Raw genomic sequence first — 26444 nt, 5'->3', positions numbered from 1 at the left:
CGGAGTCAGGCCGGGAAGACGGTGGTCCAGTCGTTCTCGATGCTGACGACCGTCCAGCCCTCGGCCTCGGCACGACGGAGCGCCGTCTCCGCCCCGCGGGTGTAGGCGAACTCGCGCTCGGCGTCGTCGTGGAGGACGAGGAGCCGCAGCGTGGGCTTGTCGGCGTGCTGGGTGAACTCGAGCATCGGGACGTCCCCGTTGGAGTTGCCCGCGGCGAGCAGGGGGCGGCGTCCGGTGCGGTTCCAGATGCGGACGGGCTTCTCCGGCCCGTCGTCGAGGTAGTCGGCCTCCGGCTTGCGGGTGATCGTCCCGCCGTGCTCGTCCCCGGAGTAGGAGAAGCTGGTGCTGCTGCCGATCACGCGCTCACGCGGGATGCCGTAGGTGTCCTGGCTGATCGGCCGCATGAAGTCGCGCCCACCGCCCGAGGCGATGTAGCAGGAGAACTCGTTGGCCTGCAGGTGGCCGATCAGTTCGACCATGGGCGCGTAGACGCACTGCAGGTACGGACGACCCAGCCCGGGGTGCTGCGCGGTGCGCAGGAAGTGGTCCGCCTGCTCCTCGAAGGCTTCGACGCTGATACCCCCGTGGGCGCTGAGGACGCCGGCGGCCAGGACTCCCAGATCGGCGTCGTTCCCGGCGTAGTGCTCGTCCATGACGCGGCCGAACCAGCCGTAGTCCTTCTCGTGCGAGGCCTTCCACGGCTGGCGGTCGCGGAGATCGGGTTGCTCCTCCCCCATCTCCACGAGGCGACGGATGATGAAGTCGAGCTGGATCGGCATGGGCTTCTCGCACCACAGCGTGCCGTCGTTGTCGAAGACGGCGATCCGTTCTCCGACCGGCACGGCGTCGGGCCCGTCGCCGCAGGTGCGCTCGACGAAGTCGAGCACCGCGCGTCTCGCGGGACGGTCCTTCCAGCTGAGGAGGGCGGTGCCCGTCATTCGCTGCCCATGCCCGAGGTCAGCTTGGCGAGGACCTCGTCGAGACCGAAGGTGGCGGGCTTCTGGCTCGGCGGGAACTCGGCGAAGCTCTGGATCATCTCGAAGACGAACGCCTGCATGGGCACCGCGACCCACGCGTGGTCGAGGATCCAGTCGTAGTAGGTGTTCGACGTGATGTCGGCGCGCTCGTAGGGGTCGAGCCTCAAGTTGAAGATCTTGGGGACGCGGAGCTGGGTGAACGGCTCGGCCCAGACCCGCAGGGTGCCGGTGGCCCGTTGCTCGAGGAACACCAGCTTCCAGTTGTCGAACCGCACCGCGGTCAGGCCGCCGTCGTCGGAGACGTAGAAGAAGGAGTTGCGAGGGCTCTTCTCCTCCGTCCCGGTGAGGTAGCCGAGCTGGTCGTGCCCGTCGAGGTGGACCTTGTACGTCGTGCCCGACAGCTCGGCGCCGGCCTTGAGCTGGTCGGCGATGTCCGGCACACCGGCCGCCGCGAGCAGGGTCGGGAACCAGTCGTTGTGGCTCATGATGCCGTTGAGCACCCGGCCCGCCGGGACGTGCCCGGGCCAGCGCACCATCGCCGGCACCCGGTAGGCGCCCTCCCAGTTGGAGTTCTTCTCCCCGCGGAACGGCGTCATCCCGGCGTCGGGCCACGAGTTCATGTGCGGCCCGTTGTCGGTCGAGTACACGACGATCGTGTCGTCGGCGATCCCCAGGTCGTCGAGCAGGCCGAGGAGTCCGCCCACGACGGCGTCGTGGTCGATCATCGTGTCGTGGTACTCCGACTGCCACCGCCCCGCCTGCCCCTTGCTCTCGGGCTTGACGTGGGTCCGGAAGTGCATGTGGGTGGAGTTGAACCACAGGAAGAACGGCCTCTCGGACTCGACCTGTGTCCGCACGAACCGCCCGGCCGCCTCCGCGAACTCGTCGTCCACGGTCTCCATGCGCTTGCGCGTCAGCGGACCGGTGTCCTTGATCTCCTGGGTGCCGTCCTCGTTCGCCCACGAGTGGATCACCCCGCGGGGCCCGAACCGCTCCCGGAAGTGCGGGAACTCCTCGGGCTTGGGGTAGTCGTCGAGCTCGGGCTCCTCCTCGGCGTTCAGGTGGTAGAGGTTCCCGAAGAACTCGTCGAAGCCGTGGACGGTGGGCAGGTGCTCGTCGCGGTCCCCGAGGTGGTTCTTGCCGAACTGGCCGGTGGCGTAGCCGTGCGCCTTCAGCGCGGTCGCGATCGTCGGGTCGCCCGCCTGGAGCCCGACGGTCGCCCCCGGCATCCCGACCTTGGTCAGGCCGGTGCGGATGGGGTTCTGCCCGCAGATGAACGCCGCGCGACCCGCCGTGCAGCTCTGCTCGCCGTAGTAGTCGGTGAACCGCACGCCTTCCTCGGCGATGCGGTCGATGTTCGGGGTGCGGTAGCCCATCAGGCCGTCGCTGTAGCAGCTGAGGTTCGAGATGCCGATGTCGTCGCCCCAGATCACCACGATGTTCGGCTTGTCCTGCGGCATGCGTTCTCCTCGTCGGACGTTCCTGGTGGTGATCGGGATCGGCTCAGTGGCCCGGGCGCGTCGGGGGGCAGCGTGTACGCCGGGACCATCCAGCCCCGTTCGGCGGACAACTGCCACGCGACGTCGAACTCGTCGTACCCGTCGGGCTCGGCCAGCCGGAACGCGACGAGCGGGAGCTGCTCGTCCCCGGCGCCGATCAGCTCGAACCTCCCCGTGGCCTGCAGCTGCTCGGCGAGGATCCGTGCGTTCTCCTGCATGTTCTCCATGACGTAGCCGTAGCCGGCCCGTCCGTGGTGCCCGCCGGTCAGCCGCCGAGGATCCGGCGCTTCTGGTCGGCGAACTCCTGGTCGGTCAGCACGCCCGCGGTCCGCAGCTCCCCGAGCTGCCGGAGCTGGTCGAGGACGTCCCCGCCACCGCCCCCGCCCCCGGCGGGAGGGGGCGGCGGGGCGTACTGCGGCGGAGGAGCCTGCTCGTACTGCGGCGGCGGGGCCTCCGCGGCCCACCGTCCGGCCTGCCGGCGCGACACACGGTTCGAGACCGCGGTCGCCGTCCCGGCCACCATCGCCGTACGGGCGAGTCCTCGGAGGAGTCCTGGCATGTCGTCCACCCCTGTCAGGTGTAGGAGGGCGCGTCGGTCACGGCATCGAGCGAGGCGAGCACGGCGTCGACGGGGACCCGGCCCCCGGCCACGAGCTGCGCCCCGCTGCGGTGGAACGCGGCGGCCAGGGGGGCGGCCCACACGTTCTCGTAGACGAGCACCGCGGCGGAGGTCCCCGGCGCGAGCACGGCTCCCGCCTCCCGGAGGTCGTCGTCGCCGAGGAGCCCCGAGGACGCCCCGTGGAACTCGCGCAGGTCGAGGTCCCCGTCGCCGTCGAGGTCGGCGATCTCGACACCCGCGACCGCGCCGTCCTGGCCCTTCGTCACGAAGGCCAGGTCGAGGATGCGGATCAGTCCGCGATCGACGAGGTCCAGCAGCAGCGGCATCCCTTCGCCGGTCATCGTCCCGGGCGGGAACTCGACGACGAGGTAATCGATGGGGCCGGTGTCCGGTCCTGGTGCGGTCATGGTCTCGGTCCTTCGGGTCGTGGTCACCGGACGAGGCGATGACGCGGTCAGACGCGGACGGTGTGGACCGGACCGCCGTCGGTGCGGGGGCTCGTGTCCGGGGGGTCGGTCGGGTCCACCGGATCCGGCGGGTCCGACGAGTCGGGGACCACGACCGGGTCGTCCGGCTCGTCCGGCTCGTCCGCGCGGTGCTTCGCCTCCTCGGGCGACGCCGCGCCGATGAGGTGGTCGACCCACTTCGCGTTCGGGTCGCAGTCGACGAGCACGGCCTTGACCAGCAGCGTGGCCGGGATGGCGAGCAGGGCGCCGAGGGGCCCGAGGACCCACGCCCAGAACAGCAGCGCGACGAACGTGATGGTGGTCGACAGCCCGACGGCGTCGCCGGTGAACATCGGCTGGATCAGCGACTGGACGACGGCGTTGAGGACGATGTAGACGACCAGCACCGTGACCATCATCTGCCAGCCGCCGACCAAGAGGCCGAGGACAGCCGGCGGGATGACGCCGATGATGAACCCGATGTTCGGGATGAAGTTGGTGATGAAGGAGAGCAGCCCCCAGAGCACCACCAGGGGGACGCCGATGATGGCGAGGGCGACGCTGTCGAGCACCGCGACGACCAGCCCGAAGACTGCGGTGACCACCAGGTACCGGCGCGTGCCGGACGTGAAGCCCTGCAGGGCGCCGACCATGTGGGGGCGGTCGGCGCCGATGGCCGCGATCCGGCGGCCCGCCCCGCTCGCCTCCGCGATGAGGAACAGCAGCAGCGCGAGGATGAACACGATGCTCGTGAGCGCCCCGCTGAGGTCCGAGAGGATCCCGCCGATCACGCCCACGACCTTGCCGACGTCCGCGGAGCCGGCCGTGGCCCGGGCCTGGGACGGGTCGAAGCCGAGCGACTGGAGCGAGGTGGTGATCGAGCCCGTGAGCTGCTGGATGCGCCCCGAGTACTGGGGCACCAGCCCGATGAGCTGACCCACCGAGGCGAACAGCACGGCGACCAGGCCCACGATGACCGCGAAGATGATCACGATCATGGCCAGGACCGTGATCCAGACGGGCAGGCCCTTGCGGCGCAGCCACGACTGCACGGGGCTGACCGCGATGACGACGACCAGCGCCAGCAGGATCGGCGAGATCAGCCACGCGGCCTGCTGGAGCCCGGCGATGGTGATCACCGTGGCGGCGGCGCCGAGCAGGAGCATCAGGCCGCGGGGCATGCCCTGCGCGGCGCGGGCGACGTAACCGGTGCTCGCCGCGGGGGCACCGGTTGCTGCGGTCGTGGTCGACATGGACAGGACGGTAGGAACGCCAGGGCATTCCGGTCTCACCCGCGCGGGGTGAGCCACCGCGGGCGCCGTCCGACCTAACCTCCCGGCACCGGAGCGCCACCCGACGAACGCAGGAGGAGGCCGTGGCCGCCATGGTCGGACGCACCGCCCCACCGCCGACGGAATCGGGCGAGCGCCTCGCCGGCAGGGTCCGGTCCGCGGTCTACGGCACGATCATCGCGATGTCGGTGCTCGCCTACCTCGGCGACCACGAACCGGGCCCGTGGGTGACGGCGGTGACCGTCGGCGGCACCGGCATCGTCATCTTCCTGGCCGAGGCCTACGCGGAGGTGGTGGGTCAGGCCTTCTCCGGGGCCGCGGCTCCCTCGGCGCACGAGATCCGCGTCGCGCTGCGGCGGACCTGCTGGGCCGCCGTGCCCGGACTCGCGGCCGGGATCGTGCTGCTGGTGACGGCGCTGCTGCGCTTCCCCGTCGCCACGCGCATCGACATCACCCTGTGGATCGGGGTCGGCACACTCGCCGTGTGCAGCATCCTCGCCGGGCGTGCCGCCCGACGGCGCCCGGCGGTCCGGGTGGCCTGGACCCTCGGCTCGGTGGTCGTGGGGTCGGTCATCGTCCTGCTCAAGGCCGCACTGCACTGAGGCACCGTGACGCTGCCCGTCCCTCCCCCCGCCGACGCCCCGGGCACCCGGGAGCGGATCCGCCGGACCCGCGAGCGCTTCGAGGCGTCGACCGCCGGACGCCTGCAGCGCCGCGTCGTCGAGGTCCAGCTGACCAAGCAGGCACTGATCCTGGCCGCGATGGCGCTGATGCTGGTGATCCCCGCGCTCGTCACGCTCGCCGCGGTCCTGCCCCTGGGCCGGGACGACGGCGCCGTGGGCGGCTTCGCCCTGCGTCTCGGGCTGACACCCGGGGCGACGCACGACCTGCAGCAGCTCTTCCCCAGCCGCACGACCGTGCGCAACGCCTCGACCTGGATCGGGGCCACGCTGACCGTCGTCCTCACCGTGCGCTGGCCAATGGCGCTGCAGCGCGCCTACGAGCTCGTCTGGGGTCTCCCCCGCGGCGGGCTGCGCTCGATGGGCCGGCCCCTGCTGTGGCTCGCCGGCGCCGTCGCGGTGGTCCTCGTCGCCGCTCTCGTCGACCCGCTGCTCTCCGGTGTGGCCTGGCTCGTCGCCCTGCTGGCCCTGGGCACGCCGCTGGCCGTCGGGTGGGCGTGGTGGACGCAGTACCTGCTGCTCGGGGGCCGGGTCGGGTGGCGGCCCCTGCTGCCGGGCGCCGTCGTCACCGGGATCGGGCTCGTGGGGCTGCGGCTCGGCGCGGACATCGTGCTCTCGCCCGCGATCACGCTGCACTACCGCGAGTACGGGCCCCTCGGGATCGTCTTCGTCATGCTCTCGTGGTTCGTCGCGTTCAGCGTCGTGATGCTGGGCGGCGCCCTCGTGGGCCACCTGCTGGTGGTGGCCCGGACGGTCACGCCGGCGGCGTCCGCCCCTGACGGGTCTGGCCCCGACGCACCGCCTCGAGCACCGAGCGTCCCAGCAGCCCCAGCACCAGCAGGTTCCCCACCATCTGGATCGTCACCAGGACCCGGGCCGGACCGGTGACGGGGGCGATGTCCCCGAAGCCGACCGTGGCGAAGACCGTCATCGTGAAGTAGAGGCCGTCGGTGTGGGTCAGCGTCTCGGAGAACGCGCCGGGCCGGGCCGTCTCCAGCCGCACGTAGATCGACGCGAAGATCAGCAGGTACAGCGGGATCGCGCTGGCGAAGGCCTCGACCGCCCGCAGGACGGGGTGCCGGGCGCGGACGATCGCCCGGAGCTGCCAGACGATCAGCACGCCCAGCAGGACGAGGCCGCCGATGAAGAGGACCAGCGCCCCGCTCTCGGCCTCCCCGCGCAGCGGCAGCGCGTAGTAGACGACGACGAGCACGACCACGGTCGCGATCGACCGGACGATGCTCAGCGCGACCCGGCGGCGGGACGGCGACTCGGGGCTCACGTCGAGGGCCCGGCGGACGGGGCCGCCGGCGTGGGTGCCGGGACCGGGGTGAGCCGGAGCCCGACGACGTAGGCGACGGCCACCGCGACGATGACCACGGGCATGAGCACGAGTCCGTTCTCCGCGAGCAGCAGGGTGGCGAGCAGGACCGACGTGAGCGGCAGCCGCAGCATGACCGTGCACATCGCCCCGATCCCCATCGCCGCGCCGGCCAGCGGCGAGAGACCTGGCAGCGCGGCGAGCGCGAGACCGCCGGCCGCGCCCAGGAACATCGCGGGGAAGACGGGGCCACCGCGGAACGCGACCAGGGACAGGCAGTAGGCCAGGCCCTTGGCGACCAGGAGGGCCACCACCACGGCGACGGGCAGCGTGGCGCCCGTCTGCAGCAGCGGCCCGATGGTGTCCTGCCCGGAGAAGAGGACCTCGGTCACCCCGCGGCCGGTGAGCAGGGCGTAGGCGCCCGCGAGGAGCCCGATGGCCAGGCCGGCCACCGGCACCGCGAGCAGCGGCCGGCGCTCCACGGGGCCCCGCAGCCGCCCGCCGGCGCGGCGGATCGCGGTGCCCGCCACTCCGGCGGCGAGGCCGATCAGCACCGCCCAGACGAACTCGGCGAGCGTCGGGCTGCCCGCCGGGGGCAGGCCGGGAATGGCCAGCGAGGCGGCGCCGAGGCCGGTCCAGGAGTCCAGGCCCACGAAGATGATCGTCCCGACGCCGGCCGCGAGCAGGCCCGGGACGAGCACGAGCCCCAGGGTCGCGCCGGCCAGCCCGGCCGCCTCCATCAGCAGGAACGCCCCGAGCAGCGGCGAGCCGAACAGCGTGCTGATCGCCGCGAAGGCGCCCGCCGAGGCGACCACCGCGAGGACCCGCGGGGCGGGGTCGCGCCGCGCGAGCCGGACGGCGAGGGCAGCGAGCCCACCCCCGAGAGCGATCAGCGGCGCCTCCGGGCCGATCACCGCGCCCGCGGCCAGCGAGACGAGCGCGGCCAGCACGACGCCCGGGAGCTCACGGGGCGACGGGAAGGACCCGGTCTGGAACCCGTCGATCGGCACGTGTCCCCCGTGGCCCGGCATCCGGTGGACGACGAGCGCGACGAGGACGCCGGCGAGCACCAGCCACGGCACCGGCCACCAGGCGGGCGCGCCGTCCAGGCCCAGGGCCCGGGGCAGGTCCTCGTAGAGCGACCGGTGGGCCAGGCCGATGAGGACGATGAACCCGTAGGAGGCCGCGGCCACCGGCACGCCGAGGCCGGCGGCCACGAGCAGCAGGACGAGGTACCCGCGCTCCCGCACCACCGCGGCCGCTTCGAGCGGCGCCGCGGGCGGTGACGGGGTGGTGGCCGGGGTGCGGGCCGGGGTGCCGGCGTCGGCGCGGTCTCCCATGCTCCTCATCGTGGCGCCGCGACGTGCGGCGTCCCTCGCCCGTCGCTGGTGATCGCGTGGGGCGCCGGGACCGATCGGCGGGTCGCGGCCCACGCCGTCGCGAACAGGACGACGCGCGCGCCCAGGTAGATGGCGACCAGCAGCCCGAGGACCGGCCCGAAGACGAGTCCGGCCGGGGAGCCGGTGACCCAGCCGAGGTACACGGCCCCGCCCTGCTCGATGACCTCGAAGCCAGTGGCGGCCAGCAGGGCGGGCCGGACCGCGCGGCGCAGCGGGAGTCGTTCGCGCGGGAGCCGGGCGATTGCCCAGAGCAGCACCACCAGGTTCGCGACGAACGAGACCCCCAGCACCACCGTCGCCGCGGCGGCCGTCCGGGCCCAGCCCGCCCCCTCCGGGCCGGCCACCGTGGCGCTGACGGTCTGGCCCAGCACGACGAGCCCGAGCGAGACGGCCAGCACCAGGCCCAAGCCGATCAGCGCCGCGGCGTCGGAGATCGCGCCGGCGAGGTACGGCGGTCCCGCGGTGCGCTGCCCCCACTGGGCGGACAGGGCCTCGCGCACGCGGTACATCCAGGCGAGCCCCGTGTAGCCGGCGAGCAGCAGGCCCAGGAGCCCGACGGTCTCCCGCTGCCGGATCGCCTCCGTCACGATCTGGTCCACCGTGGCGGCGAGCCCCGGCCCCACCGCGGCGGTGACGGACCGTCGGAGCTCGGCCAGCAGCTCCGGGTCGCCGAGCAGCACGGACCCGGCCACGGCGAACCCGATCATCAGCATCGGCACGAGCGCGACCACGCTGAAGTACGTGACCGCGGCCGCGTAGTGGTCACCGTGGCGCTCGGTGTACCGCCACGCGGCCCGTACGAGGTGGTCGACCCAGCGCGGCCTGGGCGTCCTACGCCTCCGGGGCCGGCGCGCCGCGGCGGTTGGTGGCCAGCGCGAAGATCACGGCGACGTCCACGGCGATGATGATGACCGACCAGATCGGGTAGGCCGCGATGAACACCAGGTTGGCGATCGCGCTCAGACCCGCCAGCACGATCCCGACCGCGCGGGCCCAGACCTGCCCCGCCATCACCCCGAACCCGGCCGCCAGGATCAGCACCCCGAGCAACAGGTGCGTCCAGCCCCAGGAGCTGAACGACAGCGACAGGACCACGCCCTCCTCGCCCACCAGGAAGTAGGTGGGGCTGAACAGGGCCACGAGCCCCTCGATGAGCTGGAAGACCCCCAGCAGGATCATCATGATCCCGGCGAAGCGGATCCAGCCGGTCCAGTCGTCGGTGTCGGACCCGTATCCCGCGGGTTCCTGCAGGTACGCGGCCTGCGCCCCGAAGGTGGGGGTGCGGCCCTTCTTGCGCAGCCCGTCCGTGTCGGTCACGTCGTCCTCCTCGTCCGGCCCCCGCGTCGCGGGGGCGAGGTGCCACTCTCGCCGCACGGGCGCCGGTCCACGTCACCCCCGCGAGGTGACTCCCGCGCCCGCTCATCCGGCGCGGGCGAGGCGGGGTCGTCGATCCCCGGGCGAGGCTCGTCCGATGGTCGAGACGGCGTCGCGGGTGTCCGGTGCCGACATCGACCGGATGACCGACCGGCTCTACGTCGAGGGCCGGCGCAAGCAGTCGGCCTTCTGGGTGCTGCTGACCCTGGCCGCCGTCATCGCCGGCTCCGGCGTCGTCGAGGACTCCGACGCCACGGTCATCGGGGCGATGATCGTCGCCCCGCTCATGACCCCCATCCTCGGCACGGCGCTCGCCGTCGTGCTGGCCGACCGGGCGCGGATCGTCCGCGGCGTCACCACGGTCCTGCTCGGCGCCGCGCTCGTGGTGGTCCTCGGCTACCTGCTCGGGCTCCTCGTGCCGGAGCCGGTCGTCGCCGCCACGAACTCCCAGGTCGCCTCGCGGGTCAGCCCCGACCTCATCGACCTGGTCGGCGCCCTGGCGACCGGGCTGGTGGGCGCCTTCGCCCTGGTCCGCACGGACATCTCGGACACGCTGCCCGGCGTCGCCATCGCCATCTCGCTCGTCCCACCCCTCGCGGTGGTCGGGCTGACGCTCGAGTCCGGCGAGCCCGGCCAGGCCCTCGGCGCCCTGCTGCTGTTCGCCTCGAACGTCGCCGCCATCGTGGCCACCGGCGCTGCACTGCTCACGGCCTACCGGCTCCGCGCGGTCGCCGAGGACGACGGCCGCCCCGTCGGCCGGCTCGGGCGGGGGACGGTGGCCGTCGTGGCCGGCTTCGTGGTGCTCGTCGCCGTGCCGCTCGGGGTGGGCAGCTACCAGGTGTTCACCGACAGCACCACGCTCGCGGGCGTGCGCCCCGTCGCCGAGCGGTGGGCGACCGCGGGCTCCTGGCAGGTCGTGGACGTCTCGGACACCGCGGACGGGGTCCGGGTCGAGGTCCTCGGCCCGCCCCCGGGCCCCGACGTCGCGCTGCTGCGCCAGGAGCTCGACCGCGCCGGGTACGGCGACGTCGCGGTGCAGGTCGCCCTGGTGTTCGGCGGCACCCGGGAGCTGCCCGCCGGGACGTGACCCGACGGCCCTCACCCCGCGCAGGTGACGCGCCGCGGCGCCACGGGGGGCACGGTGCGGCGAGGCGACGACCCGGGGAGGGCCCGTGATCATCTGGTACTACCTGCGCTACATCGCCCGGCACGCGCACGACCTGCCGTGGGTGCACCTCGTGATCGGCCTGGTCGGCAACCTGTTCTTCGTCCTCGGCAGCATCATGTTCCTCTACCCGGCGTCGACCCGGCTCGGCACGTGGTTCTTCATCATCGCCTCGTGGGGCCTGCTGATCGGCGTGCTCGGGGAGATCGCCACCCGCTACGAGGCGCGCCGGCGGGTCGCCGCCGCGGCGGCGTCGGCGCCCCCGGCGTGACGTCACCCCGCGGGGATGAGGACCGGCGGCGGGGGCGCACCGAGAGTCGGTCTGCCGCCCACCACCGGGTCCCGGTGCTCGCGGGGCGGAACGACGCGAGAGGAAGACCGATGGCGACGCTCACGGCCTGGAAGTTCCCGTCCACGATGGGTGCGGACGACGCGCTCGCGACGCTGGAACGGCTCCAGAAGGAGGAGCTGATCACCCTGCTCGACGCGGCCGTCGTGACCTGGCCCGAGGACCGCAAGCGACCGAAGACCCGGCAGCTGCACAGCCTCGTCGGCGGCGGCGCCCTCGGGGGCAGCTTCTGGGGCATGCTCTTCGGGCTGATCTTCTTCGTGCCGCTGCTCGGCCTCGTCATCGGTGCGGCGGCGGGTGCCGCGGCCGGGTCGGTGAGCGACGTCGGGATCGACGACGACTTCATCAGGGACGTGCGGGAGAAGGTCACGCCGGGCTCGTCGGCGCTCTTCGCGCTGACGTCCAACGCGGTGACGGACAAGGTCGTCGAGGCCTTCCGCGGCAGCCACGCGGAGCTGCTGCACACCAACCTCTCGAGCGACCAGGAGGCGCAGCTGCGCGAGGTCTTCGGCGACGTCGACGAGCCCGAGCGGGCCGGCGCCACGATGTGAGACGTCCTGCCGGAGCCCCCGTCCGCCGATGCGGACGGGGGCTCCGGCGCGTGCAGGGTCGGTCAGGGCTGGTGCGGGCCCTCGCCGGCGTCGCCCGGGGTCTGGCGCAGGGAGACCACCTGCAGGCCGAGCGACTGGATGCGGCTGAGCAGGCCGTGCACCTCGTCCTCGTCGCGCGCCCGCCCGGAGATCACGGTCTCCGCGGGCACGTCCTCGACGTCCATCCCCGGGAACGCGGCCCGGACCCGCTCGGAGAGGCGACCACTGACCCGGATCTCGAAGCGTCCCGACACGACCGTCCTCCTCGCCCGGGAGGCGGCCCCGACGGTCACCCACCGGGTCCGAGCCTGCTCTCCGCGACCGGTCCGGTCCCTCATCCCGTCCAGGTGAACGGCCAGGTGCACGGGCGGACCCTCAGAGGAGCAGCCCGCGCTCGTGCGCCCGGGACACCGCCTCGCGACGCGTCGAGACCCCGAGCTTGGCGTAGATCGACCGGATCTGCGTCTTCACGGTGTTGACCGAGACGATCAGCTCCTCGGCCATCGCCGGGGCGTTGAGCAGCGACGGCAGCAGCGCGAGCACCACCATCTCCCGCTCGCTCAGCGGCGTGGCGTCCGCGGGTCCCGCCGCGCAGGCGGCCGCGACGCGCGCGTCGTACGGCGTGGACGTCACGAGCCGGGCCGGCAGCGCCGCGCGGGCGCGCGGCCCGGCGTCCCCGAAGGGCCGCACCAGGTCGAGGCCTTGCGCGCGTCCGAGGGCCGCGGTCAGCGCGACGTGCCCGGCGCGGTCGTCGCCGTCGGACAGCGCCGCCTCGGCGTCGAGGAGGTCGAGCTCGACGAGCCGGCGGCCCCGGCACCCGGCGGCCCGCAGCGGGGCGGCCAGCGTGCGCGCCGCCGCGGGACGACCGGCGGCCACCTCGGCCCAGGCGCGCATCAGGACGACGTCCGCGGTCTCCCCGAGCCGTCCCGCGAGCCAGGCGAGCACCTCGGCGGCGGCGCCGTGGTCGCCCAGGCGCAGGGCCGTGCGGTGCTCGAGCGCGGCCAGGGAGCTCGCCAGCCCCGGCGGCAGCGGGGCCGCGCCGAGGGCGTGGCGGGCCGCGCGCGCCTCGGCGAGGCCGGCCGTCCTCTCGTCGCGCCCTCCCCCGTCGCCCCGCGCGGTGCCGTGCACGACGTGCAGGGCGTAGAGGGCCTCGGGCGCGGTCCCGGGCGCCGGCGGGTCCCCGCCGCCGAGCGCCTCGGCGCACCGCGCCCGGGCGCTCCCGGCGTCGCCGCGCAGGAGATCGGCGTAGGCGGCCAGCGCCGCGGCGCGGGCGGTCCACCCCGACCGGCCGCGTCCGGCCCGCGTGGCCACGGCCCGCGCCTCGTCCGCGGTGGCGATCACGGCCCGCAGGTCGCCCTCGCCGCACAGGGCGGCTGCGCGCAACGTCAGCGCCGCCACCTCCAGCGCGGCGAAGCCGTGCCGCCGGGCCAGCGTCGTCGCCCGCCCGGTCTCCTCGAGCGCCCCGGCTCCGTCGCCGCCGAGCAGCGCCGCCGCGCGCCCGGCGTGCAGGAGGGCCGCCAGCTCCGGGTCCACCGGTTCCCCCGGGTGCGTCCCGGCCGGACTCGGGGTCGGCACACCGCGCCCGGCCGCCAGCAGCTCGGTGCCGGCGCGCAGCGCCGCGAGCGACCGGTCCGGCCGCGCCGGCCACGCGTCGCGCGCCCGCGCCAGCTCCGTCGCGGCGGCGTCGACGTCGCCGGACTCGAGGTCGGCGAGGGCGGCGGTCAGCGCCAGGCGGGGGTCCGCCCGCCGTGCGGGCAGGCCGACGACGGCGAGGGCGTGGCGCACGAGCGGGACGTCGCCGTCGAGCAGGAGCGGGACCCCGGCCCGGCGGAGGATCGCCGCGCTCAGCACCGAGTCGCCCGCCCGCTCGGCGTGGCGCAGCGCGTGCGCGGTCTCGCTCCGCGCCGTCCACCAGCGCGCCGCGACCGCGTGCAGGGCGCGATGGCGCGCCGGCCGGTGCCGCTCGAGGTCCGCCGCCAGGTGGGCGCGCAGGAGGCCGTGGAGGCGGTACTCCGCCGGCCCGACCCGCTCGACCATCGCCCCGGCGTGGACCAGCTCCTCGAGCGCGTGGCCCACGTCGGCGCGCCCGGTGAGCGCGGCGGCGAGCGCCACGGGCAGGTGCCCGCACACGCTCAGCTCCTGCAACAGGGTGCGGGCGGCGTCCGGCAGCGGCTCGAGCACCTCGGCGTCGAGGTAGTCGACGACGGAGCGCTCCTCGCCCGTGAAGTGCCCGACGGCGTCCGGGTCGGCGCGGCCCCGCAGCGCGAGGGCGGCCAGTCGCAGTCCGGCCGCCCAGCCCTCGGTCCGGTGGTGCACGACGGCCAGGTCGTCGGGGGCGAGGCGGACGTCCGACGCCTCGAGCAGGGCGCCCGCCTCCGCGGGGGTGAGGCGCAGCCGGTCGGCGCCCAGCTCGACGAGCCGGCCCTCCAGGCGCAGCCGGGGCAGGCCGAGCGGCGGCTCCGAGCGCGCGGTGACCACCAGCTGCACCCCCGCCGGGCTCCGGCGCACCAGGCGGGCGAGGACCCCGGTGCCCGCCCGGGAGCCCGCCAGGGCGTCGACGTCGTCGAGGACCAGGCGGACGGCGGGACGCAGGGTGTCGAGCACGTCGAGGACCTCGTCGGTGAGGTCCTCGCCGTCGCCGCCGGGCCCCGCGTCGAGCCGGGCCAGCAGGCGCTCCGGAACCCCGCCGGGCGGGATCGCGCCGACGGCGGCCACGGCCGCGAGCACCGCCGCCCACAGCCGCCGGGGGTCGGTGTCGTCCGGGTCGAGGTCGACCCACGCGGTCCGCCGGTGCGGGTCGTGGCGCGCCCACTGCGCGACGAGCGTCGTCTTGCCCGTCCCCGCGGGCGCGATCACGGCCACGAGTGTCCCGGCGGCGGCGTCCTCCCCCGGCCTCGCGAGCCGGTCACGCGGCACCGACCAGGGCGGGAGCTCGGGCACCGCGATCTTGCGCGCGGGGATGCGGACCATGGCGGGCACGGTCCCGCCCGGCGGGACGAGACGGCGTCCTCCGCCGGGGATGAGGTGGCCCCCGGGCGGAGCCGGAGCCGCCCGGCTCACCGGAGCAGGCCCTGCTCGTGCGCGGTCAGGACGGCCTCGCGGCGCGTGCTGACGCCGAGCTTGCCGTAGATCGCGCGGACGTGGCTCTTGATGGTGTTGATCGAGACGTCGAGGTCCTCGGCGATCTCGTCGAGGCTCTCCAGCGACGGCAGCCGGGTGAGCACGTCGTGCTCGCGGGAGCTGAGGCCGGACGGGGCCGGCGCGCCGCCGGCCCGCGCGGCGAGGGTCCGGGCGACGAACGCGGCCCGGTCCCCGCCCCCGACCAGCTGGTCGACGAGCAGGGCGCGCACGGCGTCGCCGGCGTGGACGAAGGGCCGCCGGGCGTCGAGGGGCAGGGCGTGGTCGAGCGCGGTGCGCAGGGCGCGGCGGGCGCCGGGGCGGTCACGGCGGGCCAGGCGCCCGCGGGTCTCCAGGAGCCAGGCCTCGACGAGGGTCGGCGCGGGACCCGGGGGCAGGCCGCCCGGCAGCAGCGGGGCCACCGCGTGCCGCATCGCGTGGTCGTCCCCGGCCCCGGCGGCGGTCCGGGCCCGGACGAGGTGCAGCTCCGGGCACCCCGGGCGGCGCGACGCCAGCCAGCCCGCGACGCTCGCGCCGGCGGCCGGGTGGCCGAGCAAGGAGGCGGCGTCGTGCTCCAGGAGCGCCGCGGTGATCTCCACGGCGGCCGGGGCCCGGACGCCGCCGAGCTCCGCGCGCGCCGCCTGCAGCGCGAGCAGGCCCGCCTCGCGGTCGGCGCCGTCCACCAGCGCGCCCCCGGCGGCGGTGCGCAGCGCGAAGCGCAGGGCCGGGGGCAGCGCCGCGTCCGCGGCCGTCGTCGCGCCGGCCAGGATGCCGAGGGCGGCGTCGGGGTCGGCGCGCAGCACCGCGACGTGCGCGGCGACCGCCCGGGCCACCGCGGTCCAGGGCGTGTCCTCCTCGCCCGTCACGCCGTCGAGCGCGGCGGCCGCGTCCACGGCGGCTCCGGCGACGTCGCCGACCGACCACCGGGCGGCCGCGAGCAGGCACCGCGCCTGCCGCTCGAGGGCGCCGAGCCCGTGGCGCGCCGCGAGCCCGAGGCCGCGCTCCAGCTCCCCGACGGCCGCGCGCCCGTCATCGCGGACCACGCCGATCGTCCCGCGGCCGAGGTGGACCAGGGCCGCGAGGGCCGGGTCCGCGGCCGCGTCGGCCTCCTCGGGGCACGCACCGGTGCCGCCGCGCAGGCCGACCAGGCGCTCGGTGGCGGTGCGGAACGCGAGGGCGTCGGCCCCGCGCGGTGCCGCCCGCCGAGCCCGGCGCAGGGCCGCCCGCACCTCTGTGGGCCTCCCCTGCCGGGCGTGGACGTGGGCGACGGTCGCGCCCGCCCAAGGCTCGGCGCCGGCGTCGGCGTCCAGCGCGGCCGCCGCCCGGTCCAGCGCGTCGAGCTCGCCGACGCCCACGAGCCGCGGCGCCCAGCGGCCCAGCAGGTCGGCGAGGAACCCGGCGTCGCCGGCCCACCGCGCGTGGGCGAGCGCCTCCACGGGCCGGCCCTGCGCGGACCACCAGTCCGCGGCGCGCCGGTGCGTCCGGGCCACCAGCTCCGGACCGTGCCGGCCAAGATCGGCGACGAGGTGCGAGCGCAGGAGCTCGGCCACCCGGTACTCCGCCCCCGGGGCGCCGGTGCCGGTGACGAGGCCTGTGCTGCGCACGAGGTCGTCCAGCACGTCGGCGGCGTCGTCGCGACCGGCGAGCTCGACGGCGAGACCCGCCGGCAGGGCCCGCGCGACGCTCACGCGGCGCAGGGTCTCCCGCTGCTCCGGCGCGAGGCCGGTGAGCACCTCGTCGACCAGGTAGTCGGCCACCGGGCGTTCGTCGCCGGAGAACTCGGCGAGGAAGCGGTCCGGGTCGGGGTGTCCGCGCAGCGACACCGCCGCGAGCCGCAGGCCCGCGACCCAGCCGCCGGTGCGCTCGTGCAGGGCGTCGACCTGGGGCGGCGTGAGCCGCAGCCCCGCCCGGCCCAGCAGCGCCGCCGCCTCCGGCCGGGTGAACAGCAGCTGCTCGGTGCGGACCTCGCGGAGCCGCTCCTGGAGACGCAGCCGGGGCAGCGGCAGGGGCGGGTCGCGGCGGCCGGAGAGCACGAGCCGGAGGCCGGGAGGCGGGCCGCGCACGAGCATCTCCAGCCCGTGCCGGGCGGCGGGACGGTCGAGGTGCTGGACGTCGTCGAGGACGAGCCGGACCCCGTCGGGCAGGGCCGCGAGCCCCTCGAGCAGCTCGCCCACGAAGTCCAGCTCGACCGTCGCCCGGGAGACCACGAGGCGGTGGAGCCGGCTCGACGGCGGCACCCCCGGCAGCGCCGTCAGGGCGGCCAGCACGGCGGCCCACAGCCGCCGCGGGTCGGTGTCCTCCGGTTCGAGGCGCACCCACGCGGTCGGCGGGCCCCGCGTGGACGCGACCCACGCGGCGAGCAGCGAGGTCTTCCCGGAACCGGGCGGGGCGCAGACCAGCGTCAGCGCCGCGTCGGTGCCGCGCTCCAGCGCGGCCTCCAGCCCGGGCCGGCGGATGTGCTCGGGCGGCACCGGCGGCGGCGTCACCTTCGACGGGGGGACGTGGAACATGACCCTCCCGCCGTGGTGTCGACGCGGCTGTCCCCGATCATGCTGTACCTGAACAGCGAGGACTACTGTCCGTCACGGTACTGGGCCTCCGCGACGAGCACCAGCGGGCATTCCGCCCGCGCGGCTCGCCCGTTCGCGCCGCCCAGGGCGCGGATTGCCCCGGGAATGACCCTCGACGGATGAGGGACGCCGGCGGGCGCGCCCCCACGCTCGGGCGATGACGGACCGCCGCCGCTGGGAGTTCCGGGTCGAACCCGCCGTGCCCGCGGCTGCGCGCGACGCCTTCTGCGACATGGTGCTCGAGGACGCCCCGGCCGGGACGGTCCTGCGCGGCGACGTCGTCGACGACGCCCACCTGCACGGCGTCCTCGAGCAGCTCCGCGCCCTCGGGCTGACGGTCGTCTCGGCCCGGCCGGACGGCTGGCCGACCCGTCCCTGACCCCGGGCCGCCACCGTGCCGCGAGAGCGCGGAGGCCGCCGTGGGAGGCTGGGGAGCGTGCAGAAGGGTGCGAACGACTGGGTCCACGTCCGGATGAAGCGACGGGACCTGCAGCTGCCGCACGTGGCGCCGCTGGTCGCCTACGCCGACCAGGTGGCCGCGGCCTACGAGCTGTCCCCCGGGGACGTCCCCTACCCCGACCCCGGCCACGGGGGCACCGAGGCCGAGGTGCTGTTCGTGTTCTCCCATCCGGCCCGGGTCTCGGAGAGCTCGCTCGACGGGTCGGGCCTGCTCTCGCTGGAGAACCAGGACGACGCCTCGGCGGTGTGCTTCGACCACTGCGTGCGCGTCGGGCTCGCCTTCGACCGGATCATGCTCTGGAACGCCGTGCCGGCGCCGCTGCCCAAGGGCACCAGTCAGCCGACGTCGCCCCACGTGCGCAAGGGCGCGGCGTGGCTCCCGGGCCTGGTCGAGCTCCTCCCCCGCCTCCAGGTGATCGCGCTGCTCGGCACGGTCGCCCGTGACGCGTGGGCGCTGACCTGCGGCGACTCCGGACTCTCCACCGTCGTGGGCCCGAGCCCCGGTGCACGGGGTCTCAAGAGCAAGGGCGCGCCCGAGCGTCTCGCCGAGGTGTTCGACGAGGTCGCCGCCGCCGTGGGCAAGGCCCACACCTCCTAGCCCACCTCCTGGTCGACGAGATCGGGGGCGTGCCGCGCGGCCCGCACGGGCAGCCCGGCCCGGTGACCGAGACACGTCCCCTCGCCCTCGTACTCCGTCGCCGCCCTCGGGCGCCCGGTCGAGGTGGCCTGCCTCAACGTCGGCATCGGGCGGGCGGCGCGTTCGCCGACTCCGACCTCGACGAGCACCTGCGCGTCGTCGCGGTCAACGTCACCGGGCTGGTGCACCTCGCCAAGCGGGTGACCGACGCGATGCTGGCGCAGGGCCGGGCCGCATCCTCGTCACGTCGTCGATCTCGGCGACCACCCCGACGCCCTACGAGACCGTCTACGGGCCGAGCAAGGCGTTCGGGTTCGCGTTCGCCCAGTCGCTGCGCGAGGAGGTGCGCCACGCAGGGCTCACCGTGACCGCGCTGCTGCCCGGCGCCACCGACTCGGAGTTCCTTCCACCACCGGGCGGGCATGGGCGACACGCCGTACGGCGACAACAGCTGGAAGAACGACCGCGTCCTGGTCGCCCGCCAGGGCATCGACGCCCTGTTCGCCGGCGACGACCAGGTGGTCGGGGGCGACGAGGCGACCCGGCAGCAGGCCGCCGACAACCGCGCGACCCCCGAGACGGTCAAGGCCGCCCGGCACGCCGAGGGCGCCCGCCCGCCGGGAGCGTTCAGCCGAGGGTGAACGGGTCGCGGGTGCCGCCGGAGAGCTCCACCCACACCGCCTTCGTCTCCAGGTAGGCGTCCACCGCGTCGACCCCGTTCTCGCGGCCGAGCCCGGAGTCGCCGAAGCCCCCGAACGGGACGCTGGGCGCGACGACGCGGTAGGCGTTGATCCAGATCGTCCCCGCCCTGATCCGCGCGGCGACGCGGTGTGCGCGGTGCACGTCCTTCGTCCAGACCGCGCCGGCGAGCCCGTAGGGCGTGTCGTTGGCGAGCTTCACCGCCTCGTCCTCGTCGGTGAACGTCACCGCCGCCAGGACGGGCCCGAACACCTCCTCGCGGAACACGGTGTCGGTCGGGCGCACCGAGAGCACCGTGGGCTGGACGAAGTAGCCGCCCAGCGACTCCTCCGACGCGCCGCCGTAGGCGATGGTCGCGCCCTCGTCGCGGGCGGTGGCGAGGTAGCCCAGCACCTTCTCGTACTGCGGGCCGTTGGCCACCGGCCCCATCTCGGTGTCGGCGGCGAACGGGTCACCGAGCTTGATCTGCGAGGCGCGCTCGGCCACCAGGCGCACGAGCTCGTCGTGGACGTCGGCGTGCACCACCAGCCGGGAGCCGGCCATGCACGTCTGCCCCGTCGCGGCGAAGACGCCGGCGACGAGGCCGTTGGCCGCGGCCTGCAGGTCGGCGTCGGCGAACACGACCTGCGGCGACTTGCCGCCCAGCTCCAGGGTGGCGGCGTGGAGGTTCTGCGCGGCCGCCGCGGCGACCTTGCGCCCGGTGGCCGTCGAGCCGGTGAACGCCACCTTGTCGACCCCGGGGTGCGCGGCGAGGTGCGCGCCGACCGCCCCGTCGCCGGAGGTGACGACGTTGACCACGCCCGCGGGGAAGCCGGCCTGCCCGATCAGCTCGGCGAACCCGAGCGTCGAGGAGGGCGCGTGCTCCGACGGCTTGATCACCACCGTGCAGCCGGCGGCCAGCGCCGGGGCGACCTTCCAGCTCATCAGCAGCAGCGGGGAGTTCCACGGCGTGATGGCGGCGACGACCCCGACGGGCTCGCGGCGGGTGTAGACGAGGTAGTTCGGGTTCGGGCTGGGGATCTGGCGGCCCTCGATCTTGTCGGCCAGCCCCGCGTAGTAGTGGTACCAGCCGCCCAGGCCCTGGAGCTGCCCCAGCATCTCCCGGTAGAGCTTGCCCGAGTCGTTGACCTCGAGGCGGGCCAGCCGGTCGGCGTTCGCGGTGATGAGGTCGGCCAGCCGGCGCAGGCAGGCCGCGCGGGCGAACCCCGTCATCGCCCCCCACTCGCCGTCGAGGGCGGCCCGGGCGGCGGCGACGGCCGCGTCGACGTCCTCGGGCCCGCCGTCGGGGATCTCGGCCCAGGGCTGCCCGGTGTAGGGGTTCTCGGAGGCGAAGGTCCGTCCCGAGATCGCACCGGTCGGTGTGCCACCGACCAGCATGGACAGCTGTTCGAGGGCCATGGTCCGCATCCTGCCCGCGCGGTGCGGATGGGGCCAGGGTCGCACCGGGTACGCCCCACCATGCCCTCACCACGACCGCTCGCCCTCGTCACCGGCGCCTCGCGCGGCATCGGCCTCGAGCTCGCGCACGAGTTCGCCCGCCACGGCCACGACCTCGTCGTCAACGCCGAGGACCAGCTCGTCGAGGAGGCCGCCCACACCCTGCGCACGGAGCACGACGTCGAGGTCGTCGCCGTCCAGGCCGACCTCGCCACCGAGGACGGGGTGCGGCACCTCTACGACGCCCTCCCCCGGCCCGTCGACGCCGCCGCGCTCAACGCGGGCGTCGGGCAGGGCGGCAACTTCCTCGACGCCCCCGTCGCCGACCAGCTGCGGCTGATCGACATCAACGTCCGCGGGACCACGCACCTCGCGTACCTGGTGCTCTCGGACATGACCGCGCGCGGGCGCGGCGGGCTGCTGCTGACCTCGTCGATCGCGTCGACGATGCCCGGCCCGGGCCAGCCGGTGTACAACGCCTCGAAGTCGTTCGTGCAGTCGCTCGCGGAGGCCCTCGCCGAGGAGACCCGCGGCACCGGCGTCACCGTCACCTCGCTGATGCCCGGCCCCACCAACACCGACTTCTTCCGGCGCGCCGGGCTCGAGGGCACGCTGCTGGCCCGCTCGGCGGTCGACGACCCCGCGAAGGTCGCGGCCCAGGGCTACGCCGCCCTCGCCGCCGGGCGCACGGCCGTGGTCGGCGGCTCGTCGTGGGTGAAGGCCCAGGCGGCGGTCAACGGCCTGCTGCCCGACCAGGTCAAGGCGGTGGCGCACCGCGTCTTCACCGCGGTGTCCCCCCGCTGACGCGGCGCCGCCGCACCCGAGCATGATCGCGGTGTGGCCGGTGTCGACGAAGTCCTGCGGCGGAACCTCCTCGAGGTGTTCGGCGAGCGCGACGGCGACCGGCGGCGGGCCGCCATGGCCACGGTGCTGGGCGCCGACGTGCTGTTCCACGACCCCGAGGGGTCCGTCCGGGGCCGCGACGCGGTCGACGCCAAGGTCGCCGCGCTGCTGGCCGACGCGCCCGGCTTCGTCTTCCGCCTCACCGGGCCGGTGCGGGTGTCCGGCGACCTCGGGGTGCTGACCTGGAGCTTCGGCCCCGAGGACGGCACGCCGGTGGTCACCGGCACCGACATCGCCCTGGTCGACGACGGGCTGATCGTCCGGCTGCACACGCTGCTCGACGAGCCCGGCGCCGGGCCCGCCTGACGCGCACGCCAACCCTCACGCCGTGGGGGCGCCGACCTCCAGACGCGTGACGATGACGATCGCGTCGCGCAGCAGCACGGTCACCGGGGTGCCGTCCACCACGGCCGCGAGCTGCGCCCGGGCGTCCGGGTCGAGGTCGACGGCCAGGCCCACGCGCCGGTGCAGCACCGGCGAGGGGCCGGACTCCAGCGCCACGTCGACCTCGACCGTGGCCTGCGGCAGGCCGAAGCGCTGCAGGAACGTGCGCACCGACATCGCGGTGCACGACGACAGCGCGGCGGCCAGCAGCCCGAACGACGTCGCGCCCTCGGGCGCCCCGTCGCCCGCGGGGACGAGGCAGTCCAGGGCGTGCCCGTTGATGTCGAGCGACACCACGCGACCGTCACCGTCCGGGAGGCGACCCCGGGCCCACGCCGCCGGCGCGTCCATGGCGATCAGCCTGCCACGCCGGCCGGACCGGGCCCCCTCACGCCGTGCGGTCCTGCCGGTCGCGGGCCAGGTGCTCACGACGTTCCTGCTCGCTCTCGCCGCCCCACACCCCGTAGGGCTCGGCGACGCGGCGGGCCCACTCGCGGCAGGGTTCGCGGACCGCGCACCCCGCGCAGATCCGCGCCGCCGCGGCGACGCGTTCGCTGCGACGGGGGTCGCGCTCGCCGTCGGGGTGGAAGAACACCTCGGAGTTCATGCCGCGGCACGCGGCGTGGCGCTGCCAGTCCCAGTGGTCGGTGATCGCCCACGGCAGCCGGGAGACATCAGCCATTGATGCTCACCTCCTACCGACCGTCGTACACCCTGCCGCGGCCGGCCGGAGTGAGATCCCCGTCTCGGTCGGTCGTGCGCTACCGACCGGGTACTCAGGCCGCCGCCGCGGCCTCCGCCGGGGCCGTCCCGCGCCGTGCGGCGGGGCGCCGGCCGCCCACCGCGTCGGCCAGCGCGCGGGTCCAGCTGAACGGCCGCCAGTCGTCCAGCGGCGTCTCGAGCCGGTCGGTGAGGGCGAGCAGCGCAGCCGGGTTGTGGGTGAGCCCGCAGTGGCTGCCGCCGGGGACGACGACGTTCTCGCAGAGCTCGGCCTCGTCCTGCCGGCAGCCGTCGCCGTGCAGCAGGCCGTCCCACGGCGAGTACAGGGCGACCGACCGCACCGGCACCGGCTGCCGGATGAGGTCGAGGATCTCGTCGGTGTCGGCCGAGAAGCCCCAGGTCCGCTGCGCGGCGCGGAACGCCCCGGTCACGCGGTTGATCTCGGCCTCGGGGCGCCACGGCGAGCCGAGGCAGACGATGCGCTCGACGGCGTCGGGGCGCAGGTGCGCCAGCCAGCGGGCCATGAGCCCGCCCAGGCTCCAGCCGACGACCGCGACCGGGCGGCCGTGGCGGGCGTGGATCGCGTCGAACCGCTCGACGAGCCCGTCGAGGATGTCGTCGGTGAACCCGCGGTTGAGCCCGAGGGTCCACCGGTGGGTGTGGAAGCCGCGGCGCCGCAGGTGGGTGCGCAGCGCCGCGCACGTCACGTCGCTGGTCATGAAGCCGGGCAGCACGAGCACGGGCTGGCCGTCGCCACGGTCGCCCTCCGGCAGGACGTGGCGCACGGCGTGCCAGGCGGCCACCTCGAGCCAGGCCCGCCCGAGATCGGTGGCGGTGAGCCACCAGGGAGGGAAGGGGAGGGACGTGACCGCCTGTGTCGGGTCGGCGTCCGGGAGACGACGCATCGGCGTCGGTGTGGGTGCGCTCACGGCGACCACCTCCTCGCCCGGTGCCGCCACGACGCGGCCCGGTCTACGCCGTTGGTACCCGGTCGTTCCCCCGGACACGCGTCACCCCCGTGGCGCCGCGCCTCGATCGAGTCAGACGCGCCCGGTCAGAAGTAGGCGCGGGTCACGAGGTCGGCGACGCACGCCGGCTTGGTCTCGCCCTCGACCTCGATCGTCACGCGCGTGACCAGCTGGACGCCGTCGTCGCCGACGTCGGTGGCGTCGACGAGGGTGGAGCGCGCCCGCACCCGTGTGCCCGAGCGCACCGCGGACGGGAAGCGGACGCGCTCGAGCCCGTAGTTCAGCCCCATCTTCGTGCCCTCGACCCGCCGCAGCCCGTCGAGCAGCAGCGGGACGAGCGAGAGCGTGAGGAAGCCGTGCGCGACCGTGGCGCCGTAGGGCCCGGTGGCCGCCCGCTCGGGGTCGACGTGGATCCACTGGTGGTCGCCGGTGACGTCGGCGAACCCGTCGATGCGGTCCTGGCCGATCTCGACCCACTCCCCCGGCCCGAGCTCGCGCCCCAGCGACCCGACGAGCTCCTCGCGTCCGTGGAAGGTCTCCATGGGACGGAGTTCTACACGGGTGCGCGCCTCAGAGCCGCGCCGCGCGCACCGCGTCGACGAGCGAGGTGGGCGCGCGGCCCAGGAGGTTCTCCAGCGCGGGGCTGTCGGTCTCCAGCTCGCCGCGTGCGGTCGAGAGCTCCAGCCCGGTGACGAACTCCGCCGTGGCGTCGTCCGTGCCCGCGCCGCGCAGGGCCTCGGTGAACTCCTCGGGCGACAGGTCGCGGTACACGACCTTCGTGCCGGTGACCTCGGAGACCGTCTCGGCCAGCTCGGCCATGGTGAAGGCCGGCCCGCCGAGCTCCCAGTAGCCCTGCTGGTCGGCGATGTCGCCGGTGAGCAGCGCGACCGCGGCCTCGGCGAAGTCCGCGCGGGTGGCCGCCGAGACGCGGCCCTCGCCGGCGGCGCCCACGATCTCGCCGTCGGCCAGGTACTCGTCGAGGCGCCCGGTGTAGTTCTCGACGTACCAGCCGTTGCGGGCCACCGCGAACGGCAGGCCCGAGGCCTGCAGGACGTCCTCGGTGGCCGCGTGCTCGGGCGCGAGGGCGTTCTCGGTCTCGTCGGCGTGCAGGATGCTCGTGTAGACGACCATGCCGACGTCGGCCGCGTCGGCGGCCCGGATGACGTTGCCGTGCTGCTCGACGCGCCGGCCCGGCGTCGGGCTGGAGACGAGCAGCAGGCGCTCGATGCCCTCCAGGGCCGGGCCGAGGGTGTCGGGGCGGTCGTAGTCGGCCTCGCGCACGCCGACACCGAGGGCGGCGAGGTCGTCGGCCTTGCCCGGGTCGCGGACCAGGGCGAAGACGTTCCGGGCCGGGACGCCGTGGCGCAGCAGGGCGTCGACCGCGAGCCGGCCGAGGTGGCCGGTCGCTCCGGTGACGGCGTAGGTCGGCGTGGGCAGGACGGGCGGCTCGGTCATGGTCGCCAGTGTGCCCACGCGGGCCGGGCCCCAGACGTGGGCCTCCTCGATCACGATCCCGGGTGACGCGGCGGGCACGATGGTGGTGATGGGCGTTGGCACCGGGGGCGGACTCGCCACCTACCGCGAGGTGCTGCGCCTCCCCGGGCTCGCTCCGCTGTCGGTCGTCGGGTTCGCCGCGCGGCTGCCGGTCACCGCCACGGGCGTCGTCCTCACGCTGCACGTGGCGATCGCGCTCGACCGCGGGTTCGCCGCGGCGGGGCTGGTCGGCGGCGCGGTGACCGCCGGGGTCGCGCTCGGCGCGCCGCTGGTGGGACGGCTGATCGACCGCCACGGGCTGCGCCCGGTCCTCGCGCTGTGCGGGACGGTGCAGGCCGCGTTCTGGGCCGTGGTGCCGCTGCTCGGCGTCACCGCGCTGGTGCCCACCGCGTTCGTCGCCGGGCTGCTCGCCCCGCCGGCGTTCTCGGTGGTGCGCCAGTCGCTGGCCGCGTCGGTGCCCGCGGCGCAGCGGCGGCCCGCGTTCGCCCTGGACGCGATGTCCACCGAGGTCGCCTACGCGGTGGGCCCGGCGCTGGGCACGCTGGTGGTGCTCACCCTGCCCGGGCGCGGACCGTGGCTCGTGGGCGCGGCGTCCGTGGCCGCCACCGGGGCCCTGTTCTGGCTCGACCCGCCGGTGCGCGCCGCGGGCACCCGGCCCGGCGAGGAGCCCGCCCCGGCGCTGCGATCGTGGCTGCGGGGGCCGATGCTCGCCGCGCTGGGCGCCACGAGCGCGGCGATCCTGGTGCTGACCGCCACCGAGCTCTCCGTGGTCGCCGCGCTCACCGATCGGGGCGAGACCGCCTGGTTCGCCGTCGCCAACACCGTCTGGTGCGCGGCGTCGCTGCTCGGCGGGTGGATCTACGGCGCAGCGGGGCGCCCGCCCCCGACCGCGGTGCTGCTCGCGCTGCTCGCGGTCGGCTCGCTCCCGGTGGCCCTGGGCGGGCCGTGGTGGGCGGTGACCCTGCTGCTCGTGCCCGCCGGCGCGTTCTGCGCCCCGGCGCTGGCGGCGGCCGCCGAGACCGTGGGCCGCCTCGCCCCCGACGCCGCCCGGGGCGTGGCCACCGGGCTGCACGGCTCGGCGCTCATGCTCGGCGCCACGGTCGCGTCGCCGCTGGCGGGCGTGCTGATCGACGCGGTCGCCCCCGGCGCCGCCATCGCCGCGGCGAGCGCCCTCGCCCTCGCCGTCGCGCTCCTCGCCGCGTGGGCGACGCGCGTGCGGGGACGGTGAGGCGCGCGGGGTCCGGGGCAAGCGAAGGTCACCTCGACTGCGCGCCAGGCAGACGAGGCGTCCCTCGCTGCTCGCGACCTCGCCCGCTGCGTACCCGGGTCCGCGCAGCGAAGGGC

At 75.5% G+C, this 26444-nt stretch carries 29 protein-coding genes and 3 pseudogenes; 12 read left to right on the top strand and 20 right to left on the bottom strand.

Translation table 11 applies throughout. The annotated features are described in order from the left end of the window. Window positions 1–5: 5 nt before the first annotated feature. The 6 genes from ACQPX6_RS13590 to ACQPX6_RS13565 are packed head-to-tail and all read right to left on the bottom strand — an operon-like array spanning window position 6 to window position 4794. Window positions 6–938, bottom strand: coding sequence for an HAD family hydrolase (locus tag ACQPX6_RS13590; RefSeq protein ID WP_433787846.1), 933 nt, complete (start codon window positions 936–938; stop codon window positions 6–8). Further along, complete coding sequence (locus ACQPX6_RS13585) at window positions 935–2437, bottom strand: arylsulfatase (RefSeq protein ID WP_433787845.1); 1503 nt, start codon at window positions 2435–2437, stop codon at window positions 935–937. The genes ACQPX6_RS13590 and ACQPX6_RS13585 overlap by 4 nt, the downstream gene beginning before the upstream one ends. Beyond that, window positions 2407–2703, bottom strand: a complete 297-nt coding sequence (locus tag ACQPX6_RS13580; protein ID WP_433787844.1) for a hypothetical protein — start codon at window positions 2701–2703, stop codon at window positions 2407–2409. The genes ACQPX6_RS13585 and ACQPX6_RS13580 overlap by 31 nt, the downstream gene beginning before the upstream one ends. Window positions 2704–2741: 38 nt before the next feature. Beyond that, a complete protein-coding gene (locus ACQPX6_RS13575) occupies window positions 2742–3035 on the bottom strand; it encodes an SHOCT domain-containing protein (protein ID WP_433787843.1) in 294 nt (97 codons plus the stop codon). Between the two features lie 14 nt (window positions 3036–3049). Continuing rightward, the gene (locus ACQPX6_RS13570) at window positions 3050–3502 is read right to left on the bottom strand and encodes a DUF6325 family protein (protein WP_433787842.1); all 453 of its coding nucleotides are present in this window, start codon (window positions 3500–3502) and stop codon (window positions 3050–3052) included. A 47-nt stretch (window positions 3503–3549) separates the two neighbouring features. After that, the gene (locus tag ACQPX6_RS13565) at window positions 3550–4794 is read right to left on the bottom strand and encodes an AI-2E family transporter (RefSeq protein ID WP_433787841.1); all 1245 of its coding nucleotides are present in this window, start codon (window positions 4792–4794) and stop codon (window positions 3550–3552) included. A 122-nt stretch (window positions 4795–4916) separates the two neighbouring features. Between ACQPX6_RS13565 and ACQPX6_RS13560 the strand changes: the two genes are divergently transcribed. Both ACQPX6_RS13560 and ACQPX6_RS13555 read left to right on the top strand, forming a co-directional pair. Continuing rightward, window positions 4917–5435 (top strand): hypothetical protein, encoded by a 519-nt coding sequence (locus ACQPX6_RS13560; protein ID WP_433787840.1) that lies wholly within the window; start codon window positions 4917–4919, stop codon window positions 5433–5435. 159 nt (window positions 5436–5594) lie between these two features. Beyond that, window positions 5595–6224, top strand: a pseudogene (locus tag ACQPX6_RS13555) (YhjD/YihY/BrkB family envelope integrity protein); the annotation flags it as partial. Between the two features lie 43 nt (window positions 6225–6267). Here the strand turns inward: ACQPX6_RS13555 and ACQPX6_RS13550 are convergent. The 4 genes and pseudogenes from ACQPX6_RS13550 to ACQPX6_RS13535 all read right to left on the bottom strand — a co-directional run bounded on the left by ACQPX6_RS13550 (window position 6268) and on the right by ACQPX6_RS13535 (window position 9551). Then, complete coding sequence (locus ACQPX6_RS13550; protein ID WP_433787839.1) at window positions 6268–6795, bottom strand: potassium channel family protein; 528 nt, start codon at window positions 6793–6795, stop codon at window positions 6268–6270. Further along, the gene (locus tag ACQPX6_RS13545) at window positions 6792–8174 is read right to left on the bottom strand and encodes a chloride channel protein (protein ID WP_433787838.1); all 1383 of its coding nucleotides are present in this window, start codon (window positions 8172–8174) and stop codon (window positions 6792–6794) included. Before ACQPX6_RS13545 ends, ACQPX6_RS13550 begins: the two co-directional genes overlap by 4 nt. Before the next feature lie 5 nt (window positions 8175–8179). After that, window positions 8180–8998: pseudogene (locus ACQPX6_RS13540) on the bottom strand (YhjD/YihY/BrkB family envelope integrity protein); the annotation flags it as partial. 67 nt (window positions 8999–9065) lie between these two features. Then, entirely contained in the window at window positions 9066–9551 is a 486-nt protein-coding gene (locus ACQPX6_RS13535; RefSeq protein ID WP_433787837.1) for a DUF7144 family membrane protein, read from the bottom strand. A gap of 154 nt (window positions 9552–9705) precedes the next feature. On the opposite strand from ACQPX6_RS13535, the gene ACQPX6_RS13530 reads away from it, so the two are divergent. The 3 genes from ACQPX6_RS13530 to ACQPX6_RS13520 all read left to right on the top strand — a co-directional run bounded on the left by ACQPX6_RS13530 (window position 9706) and on the right by ACQPX6_RS13520 (window position 11673). Further along, entirely contained in the window at window positions 9706–10695 is a 990-nt protein-coding gene (locus tag ACQPX6_RS13530) for a TIGR00341 family protein (RefSeq protein WP_433787836.1), read from the top strand. 85 nt (window positions 10696–10780) lie between these two features. After that, window positions 10781–11044 carry a YrhK family protein gene (locus ACQPX6_RS13525; protein ID WP_433787835.1) on the top strand — a complete coding sequence of 88 codons (264 nt, stop codon included), beginning with the start codon at window positions 10781–10783 and terminating at the stop codon, window positions 11042–11044. 110 nt (window positions 11045–11154) lie between these two features. Next, window positions 11155–11673, top strand: a complete 519-nt coding sequence (locus tag ACQPX6_RS13520; protein WP_433787834.1) for a DUF1269 domain-containing protein — start codon at window positions 11155–11157, stop codon at window positions 11671–11673. Window positions 11674–11735: 62 nt separating this feature from the next. On the opposite strand, the gene ACQPX6_RS13515 is transcribed toward ACQPX6_RS13520, so the two are convergent. The 3 genes from ACQPX6_RS13515 to ACQPX6_RS13505 form a co-directional block, all read right to left on the bottom strand. Further along, window positions 11736–11966 carry a hypothetical protein gene (locus tag ACQPX6_RS13515; RefSeq protein WP_433787833.1) on the bottom strand — a complete coding sequence of 77 codons (231 nt, stop codon included), beginning with the start codon at window positions 11964–11966 and terminating at the stop codon, window positions 11736–11738. A 121-nt stretch (window positions 11967–12087) separates the two neighbouring features. After that, window positions 12088–14682, bottom strand: coding sequence for an AAA family ATPase (locus ACQPX6_RS13510; RefSeq protein WP_433787832.1), 2595 nt, complete (start codon window positions 14680–14682; stop codon window positions 12088–12090). Window positions 14683–14768: 86 nt separating this feature from the next. Beyond that, complete coding sequence (locus ACQPX6_RS13505; RefSeq protein ID WP_433787831.1) at window positions 14769–17339, bottom strand: LuxR C-terminal-related transcriptional regulator; 2571 nt, start codon at window positions 17337–17339, stop codon at window positions 14769–14771. Window positions 17340–17556: 217 nt separating this feature from the next. Between ACQPX6_RS13505 and ACQPX6_RS13500 the strand changes: the two genes are divergently transcribed. Continuing rightward, complete coding sequence (locus ACQPX6_RS13500; RefSeq protein ID WP_433787830.1) at window positions 17557–17778, top strand: hypothetical protein; 222 nt, start codon at window positions 17557–17559, stop codon at window positions 17776–17778. Between the two features lie 57 nt (window positions 17779–17835). Beyond that, window positions 17836–18456 carry a hypothetical protein gene (locus ACQPX6_RS13495; RefSeq protein WP_433787829.1) on the top strand — a complete coding sequence of 207 codons (621 nt, stop codon included), beginning with the start codon at window positions 17836–17838 and terminating at the stop codon, window positions 18454–18456. Here the strand turns inward: ACQPX6_RS13495 and ACQPX6_RS13490 are convergent. After that, window positions 18453–18683 carry a hypothetical protein gene (locus tag ACQPX6_RS13490; RefSeq protein WP_433787828.1) on the bottom strand — a complete coding sequence of 77 codons (231 nt, stop codon included), beginning with the start codon at window positions 18681–18683 and terminating at the stop codon, window positions 18453–18455. The genes ACQPX6_RS13495 and ACQPX6_RS13490 overlap by 4 nt on opposite strands. A 47-nt stretch (window positions 18684–18730) precedes the next feature. Between ACQPX6_RS13490 and ACQPX6_RS13485 the strand changes: the two are divergent. Further along, a pseudogene (locus tag ACQPX6_RS13485) lies at window positions 18731–18838 on the top strand (SDR family NAD(P)-dependent oxidoreductase); the annotation flags it as partial. A 79-nt stretch (window positions 18839–18917) separates the two neighbouring features. Beyond that, the gene (locus tag ACQPX6_RS13480; protein WP_433787827.1) at window positions 18918–19136 is read left to right on the top strand and encodes a hypothetical protein; all 219 of its coding nucleotides are present in this window, start codon (window positions 18918–18920) and stop codon (window positions 19134–19136) included. On the opposite strand, the gene ACQPX6_RS13475 is transcribed toward ACQPX6_RS13480, so the two are convergent. Next, window positions 19123–20592, bottom strand: coding sequence for an aldehyde dehydrogenase (locus tag ACQPX6_RS13475; RefSeq protein ID WP_433787826.1), 1470 nt, complete (start codon window positions 20590–20592; stop codon window positions 19123–19125). The genes ACQPX6_RS13480 and ACQPX6_RS13475 overlap by 14 nt on opposite strands. A 60-nt stretch (window positions 20593–20652) precedes the next feature. On the opposite strand from ACQPX6_RS13475, the gene ACQPX6_RS13470 reads away from it, so the two are divergent. Together ACQPX6_RS13470 and ACQPX6_RS13465 are read left to right on the top strand one after the other, a co-directional pair. Further along, entirely contained in the window at window positions 20653–21435 is a 783-nt protein-coding gene (locus ACQPX6_RS13470; protein ID WP_433787825.1) for an SDR family NAD(P)-dependent oxidoreductase, read from the top strand. A gap of 33 nt (window positions 21436–21468) precedes the next feature. Next, window positions 21469–21840, top strand: a complete 372-nt coding sequence (locus ACQPX6_RS13465) for a nuclear transport factor 2 family protein (protein WP_433787824.1) — start codon at window positions 21469–21471, stop codon at window positions 21838–21840. Between the two features lie 15 nt (window positions 21841–21855). Here ACQPX6_RS13465 and ACQPX6_RS13460 read toward each other — a convergent pair whose 3' ends face one another. The 5 genes from ACQPX6_RS13460 to ACQPX6_RS13440 form a co-directional block, all read right to left on the bottom strand. Then, window positions 21856–22269, bottom strand: a complete 414-nt coding sequence (locus tag ACQPX6_RS13460; protein ID WP_433787823.1) for an OsmC family protein — start codon at window positions 22267–22269, stop codon at window positions 21856–21858. Between the two features lie 37 nt (window positions 22270–22306). Then, window positions 22307–22600: a WhiB family transcriptional regulator gene (locus tag ACQPX6_RS13455; RefSeq protein WP_433787822.1), complete on the bottom strand. Its 294-nt coding sequence runs from the start codon at window positions 22598–22600 to the stop codon at window positions 22307–22309. Window positions 22601–22694: 94 nt separating this feature from the next. Then, entirely contained in the window at window positions 22695–23567 is an 873-nt protein-coding gene (locus tag ACQPX6_RS13450; RefSeq protein ID WP_433787821.1) for an esterase/lipase family protein, read from the bottom strand. A 125-nt stretch (window positions 23568–23692) separates the two neighbouring features. Beyond that, window positions 23693–24148 (bottom strand): MaoC family dehydratase, encoded by a 456-nt coding sequence (locus ACQPX6_RS13445; RefSeq protein ID WP_433787820.1) that lies wholly within the window; start codon window positions 24146–24148, stop codon window positions 23693–23695. Window positions 24149–24176: 28 nt separating this feature from the next. Then, window positions 24177–25061: an SDR family oxidoreductase gene (locus tag ACQPX6_RS13440; protein WP_433787819.1), complete on the bottom strand. Its 885-nt coding sequence runs from the start codon at window positions 25059–25061 to the stop codon at window positions 24177–24179. On the opposite strand from ACQPX6_RS13440, the gene ACQPX6_RS13435 reads away from it, so the two are divergent. Next, on the top strand, window positions 25060–26328 hold the full coding sequence (locus ACQPX6_RS13435) for an MFS transporter (RefSeq protein ID WP_433787818.1): 1269 nt from the start codon (window positions 25060–25062) through the stop codon (window positions 26326–26328). The two genes, ACQPX6_RS13440 and ACQPX6_RS13435, sit on opposite strands and share 2 nt — an antisense overlap. Window positions 26329–26444 lie beyond the last annotated feature (116 nt).

This window comes from Actinomycetospora sp. CA-101289, assembly GCF_050955895.1.
Lineage (GTDB): Bacteria > Actinomycetota > Actinomycetes > Mycobacteriales > Pseudonocardiaceae > Actinomycetospora.
Note: the sequence above shows the minus strand (reverse complement) of the source record. Positions and strands in the feature narration are given on the sequence as shown.

What these genes read in the sequence shown, in the direction of transcription:
- ACQPX6_RS13590 (WP_433787846.1), bottom strand. Translation starts at nt 938, where the DNA reads ATGACGGGCACCGCCCTCCTCAGCTGGAAGGACCGTCCCGCGAGACGC.
- ACQPX6_RS13585 (WP_433787845.1), bottom strand. Translation starts at nt 2,437, where the DNA reads ATGCCGCAGGACAAGCCGAACATCGTGGTGATCTGGGGCGACGACATC.
- ACQPX6_RS13580 (WP_433787844.1), bottom strand. Translation starts at nt 2,703, where the DNA reads ATGGAGAACATGCAGGAGAACGCACGGATCCTCGCCGAGCAGCTGCAG.
- ACQPX6_RS13575 (WP_433787843.1), bottom strand. Translation starts at nt 3,035, where the DNA reads ATGCCAGGACTCCTCCGAGGACTCGCCCGTACGGCGATGGTGGCCGGG.
- ACQPX6_RS13570 (WP_433787842.1), bottom strand. Translation starts at nt 3,502, where the DNA reads ATGACCGCACCAGGACCGGACACCGGCCCCATCGATTACCTCGTCGTC.
- ACQPX6_RS13565 (WP_433787841.1), bottom strand. Translation starts at nt 4,794, where the DNA reads ATGTCGACCACGACCGCAGCAACCGGTGCCCCCGCGGCGAGCACCGGT.
- ACQPX6_RS13545 (WP_433787838.1), bottom strand. Translation starts at nt 8,174, where the DNA reads ATGGGAGACCGCGCCGACGCCGGCACCCCGGCCCGCACCCCGGCCACC.
- ACQPX6_RS13530 (WP_433787836.1), top strand. Translation starts at nt 9,706, where the DNA reads ATGGTCGAGACGGCGTCGCGGGTGTCCGGTGCCGACATCGACCGGATG.
- ACQPX6_RS13520 (WP_433787834.1), top strand. Translation starts at nt 11,155, where the DNA reads ATGGCGACGCTCACGGCCTGGAAGTTCCCGTCCACGATGGGTGCGGAC.
- ACQPX6_RS13510 (WP_433787832.1), bottom strand. Translation starts at nt 14,682, where the DNA reads ATGGTCCGCATCCCCGCGCGCAAGATCGCGGTGCCCGAGCTCCCGCCC.
- ACQPX6_RS13505 (WP_433787831.1), bottom strand. Translation starts at nt 17,339, where the DNA reads ATGTTCCACGTCCCCCCGTCGAAGGTGACGCCGCCGCCGGTGCCGCCC.
- ACQPX6_RS13500 (WP_433787830.1), top strand. Translation starts at nt 17,557, where the DNA reads ATGACGGACCGCCGCCGCTGGGAGTTCCGGGTCGAACCCGCCGTGCCC.
- ACQPX6_RS13480 (WP_433787827.1), top strand. Translation starts at nt 18,918, where the DNA reads ATGGGCGACACGCCGTACGGCGACAACAGCTGGAAGAACGACCGCGTC.
- ACQPX6_RS13475 (WP_433787826.1), bottom strand. Translation starts at nt 20,592, where the DNA reads ATGGCCCTCGAACAGCTGTCCATGCTGGTCGGTGGCACACCGACCGGT.
- ACQPX6_RS13470 (WP_433787825.1), top strand. Translation starts at nt 20,653, where the DNA reads ATGCCCTCACCACGACCGCTCGCCCTCGTCACCGGCGCCTCGCGCGGC.
- ACQPX6_RS13460 (WP_433787823.1), bottom strand. Translation starts at nt 22,269, where the DNA reads ATGGACGCGCCGGCGGCGTGGGCCCGGGGTCGCCTCCCGGACGGTGAC.
- ACQPX6_RS13455 (WP_433787822.1), bottom strand. Translation starts at nt 22,600, where the DNA reads ATGGCTGATGTCTCCCGGCTGCCGTGGGCGATCACCGACCACTGGGAC.
- ACQPX6_RS13445 (WP_433787820.1), bottom strand. Translation starts at nt 24,148, where the DNA reads ATGGAGACCTTCCACGGACGCGAGGAGCTCGTCGGGTCGCTGGGGCGC.
- ACQPX6_RS13435 (WP_433787818.1), top strand. Translation starts at nt 25,060, where the DNA reads ATGGTCGCCAGTGTGCCCACGCGGGCCGGGCCCCAGACGTGGGCCTCC.
- ACQPX6_RS13440 (WP_433787819.1), bottom strand. Translation starts at nt 25,061, where the DNA reads ATGACCGAGCCGCCCGTCCTGCCCACGCCGACCTACGCCGTCACCGGA.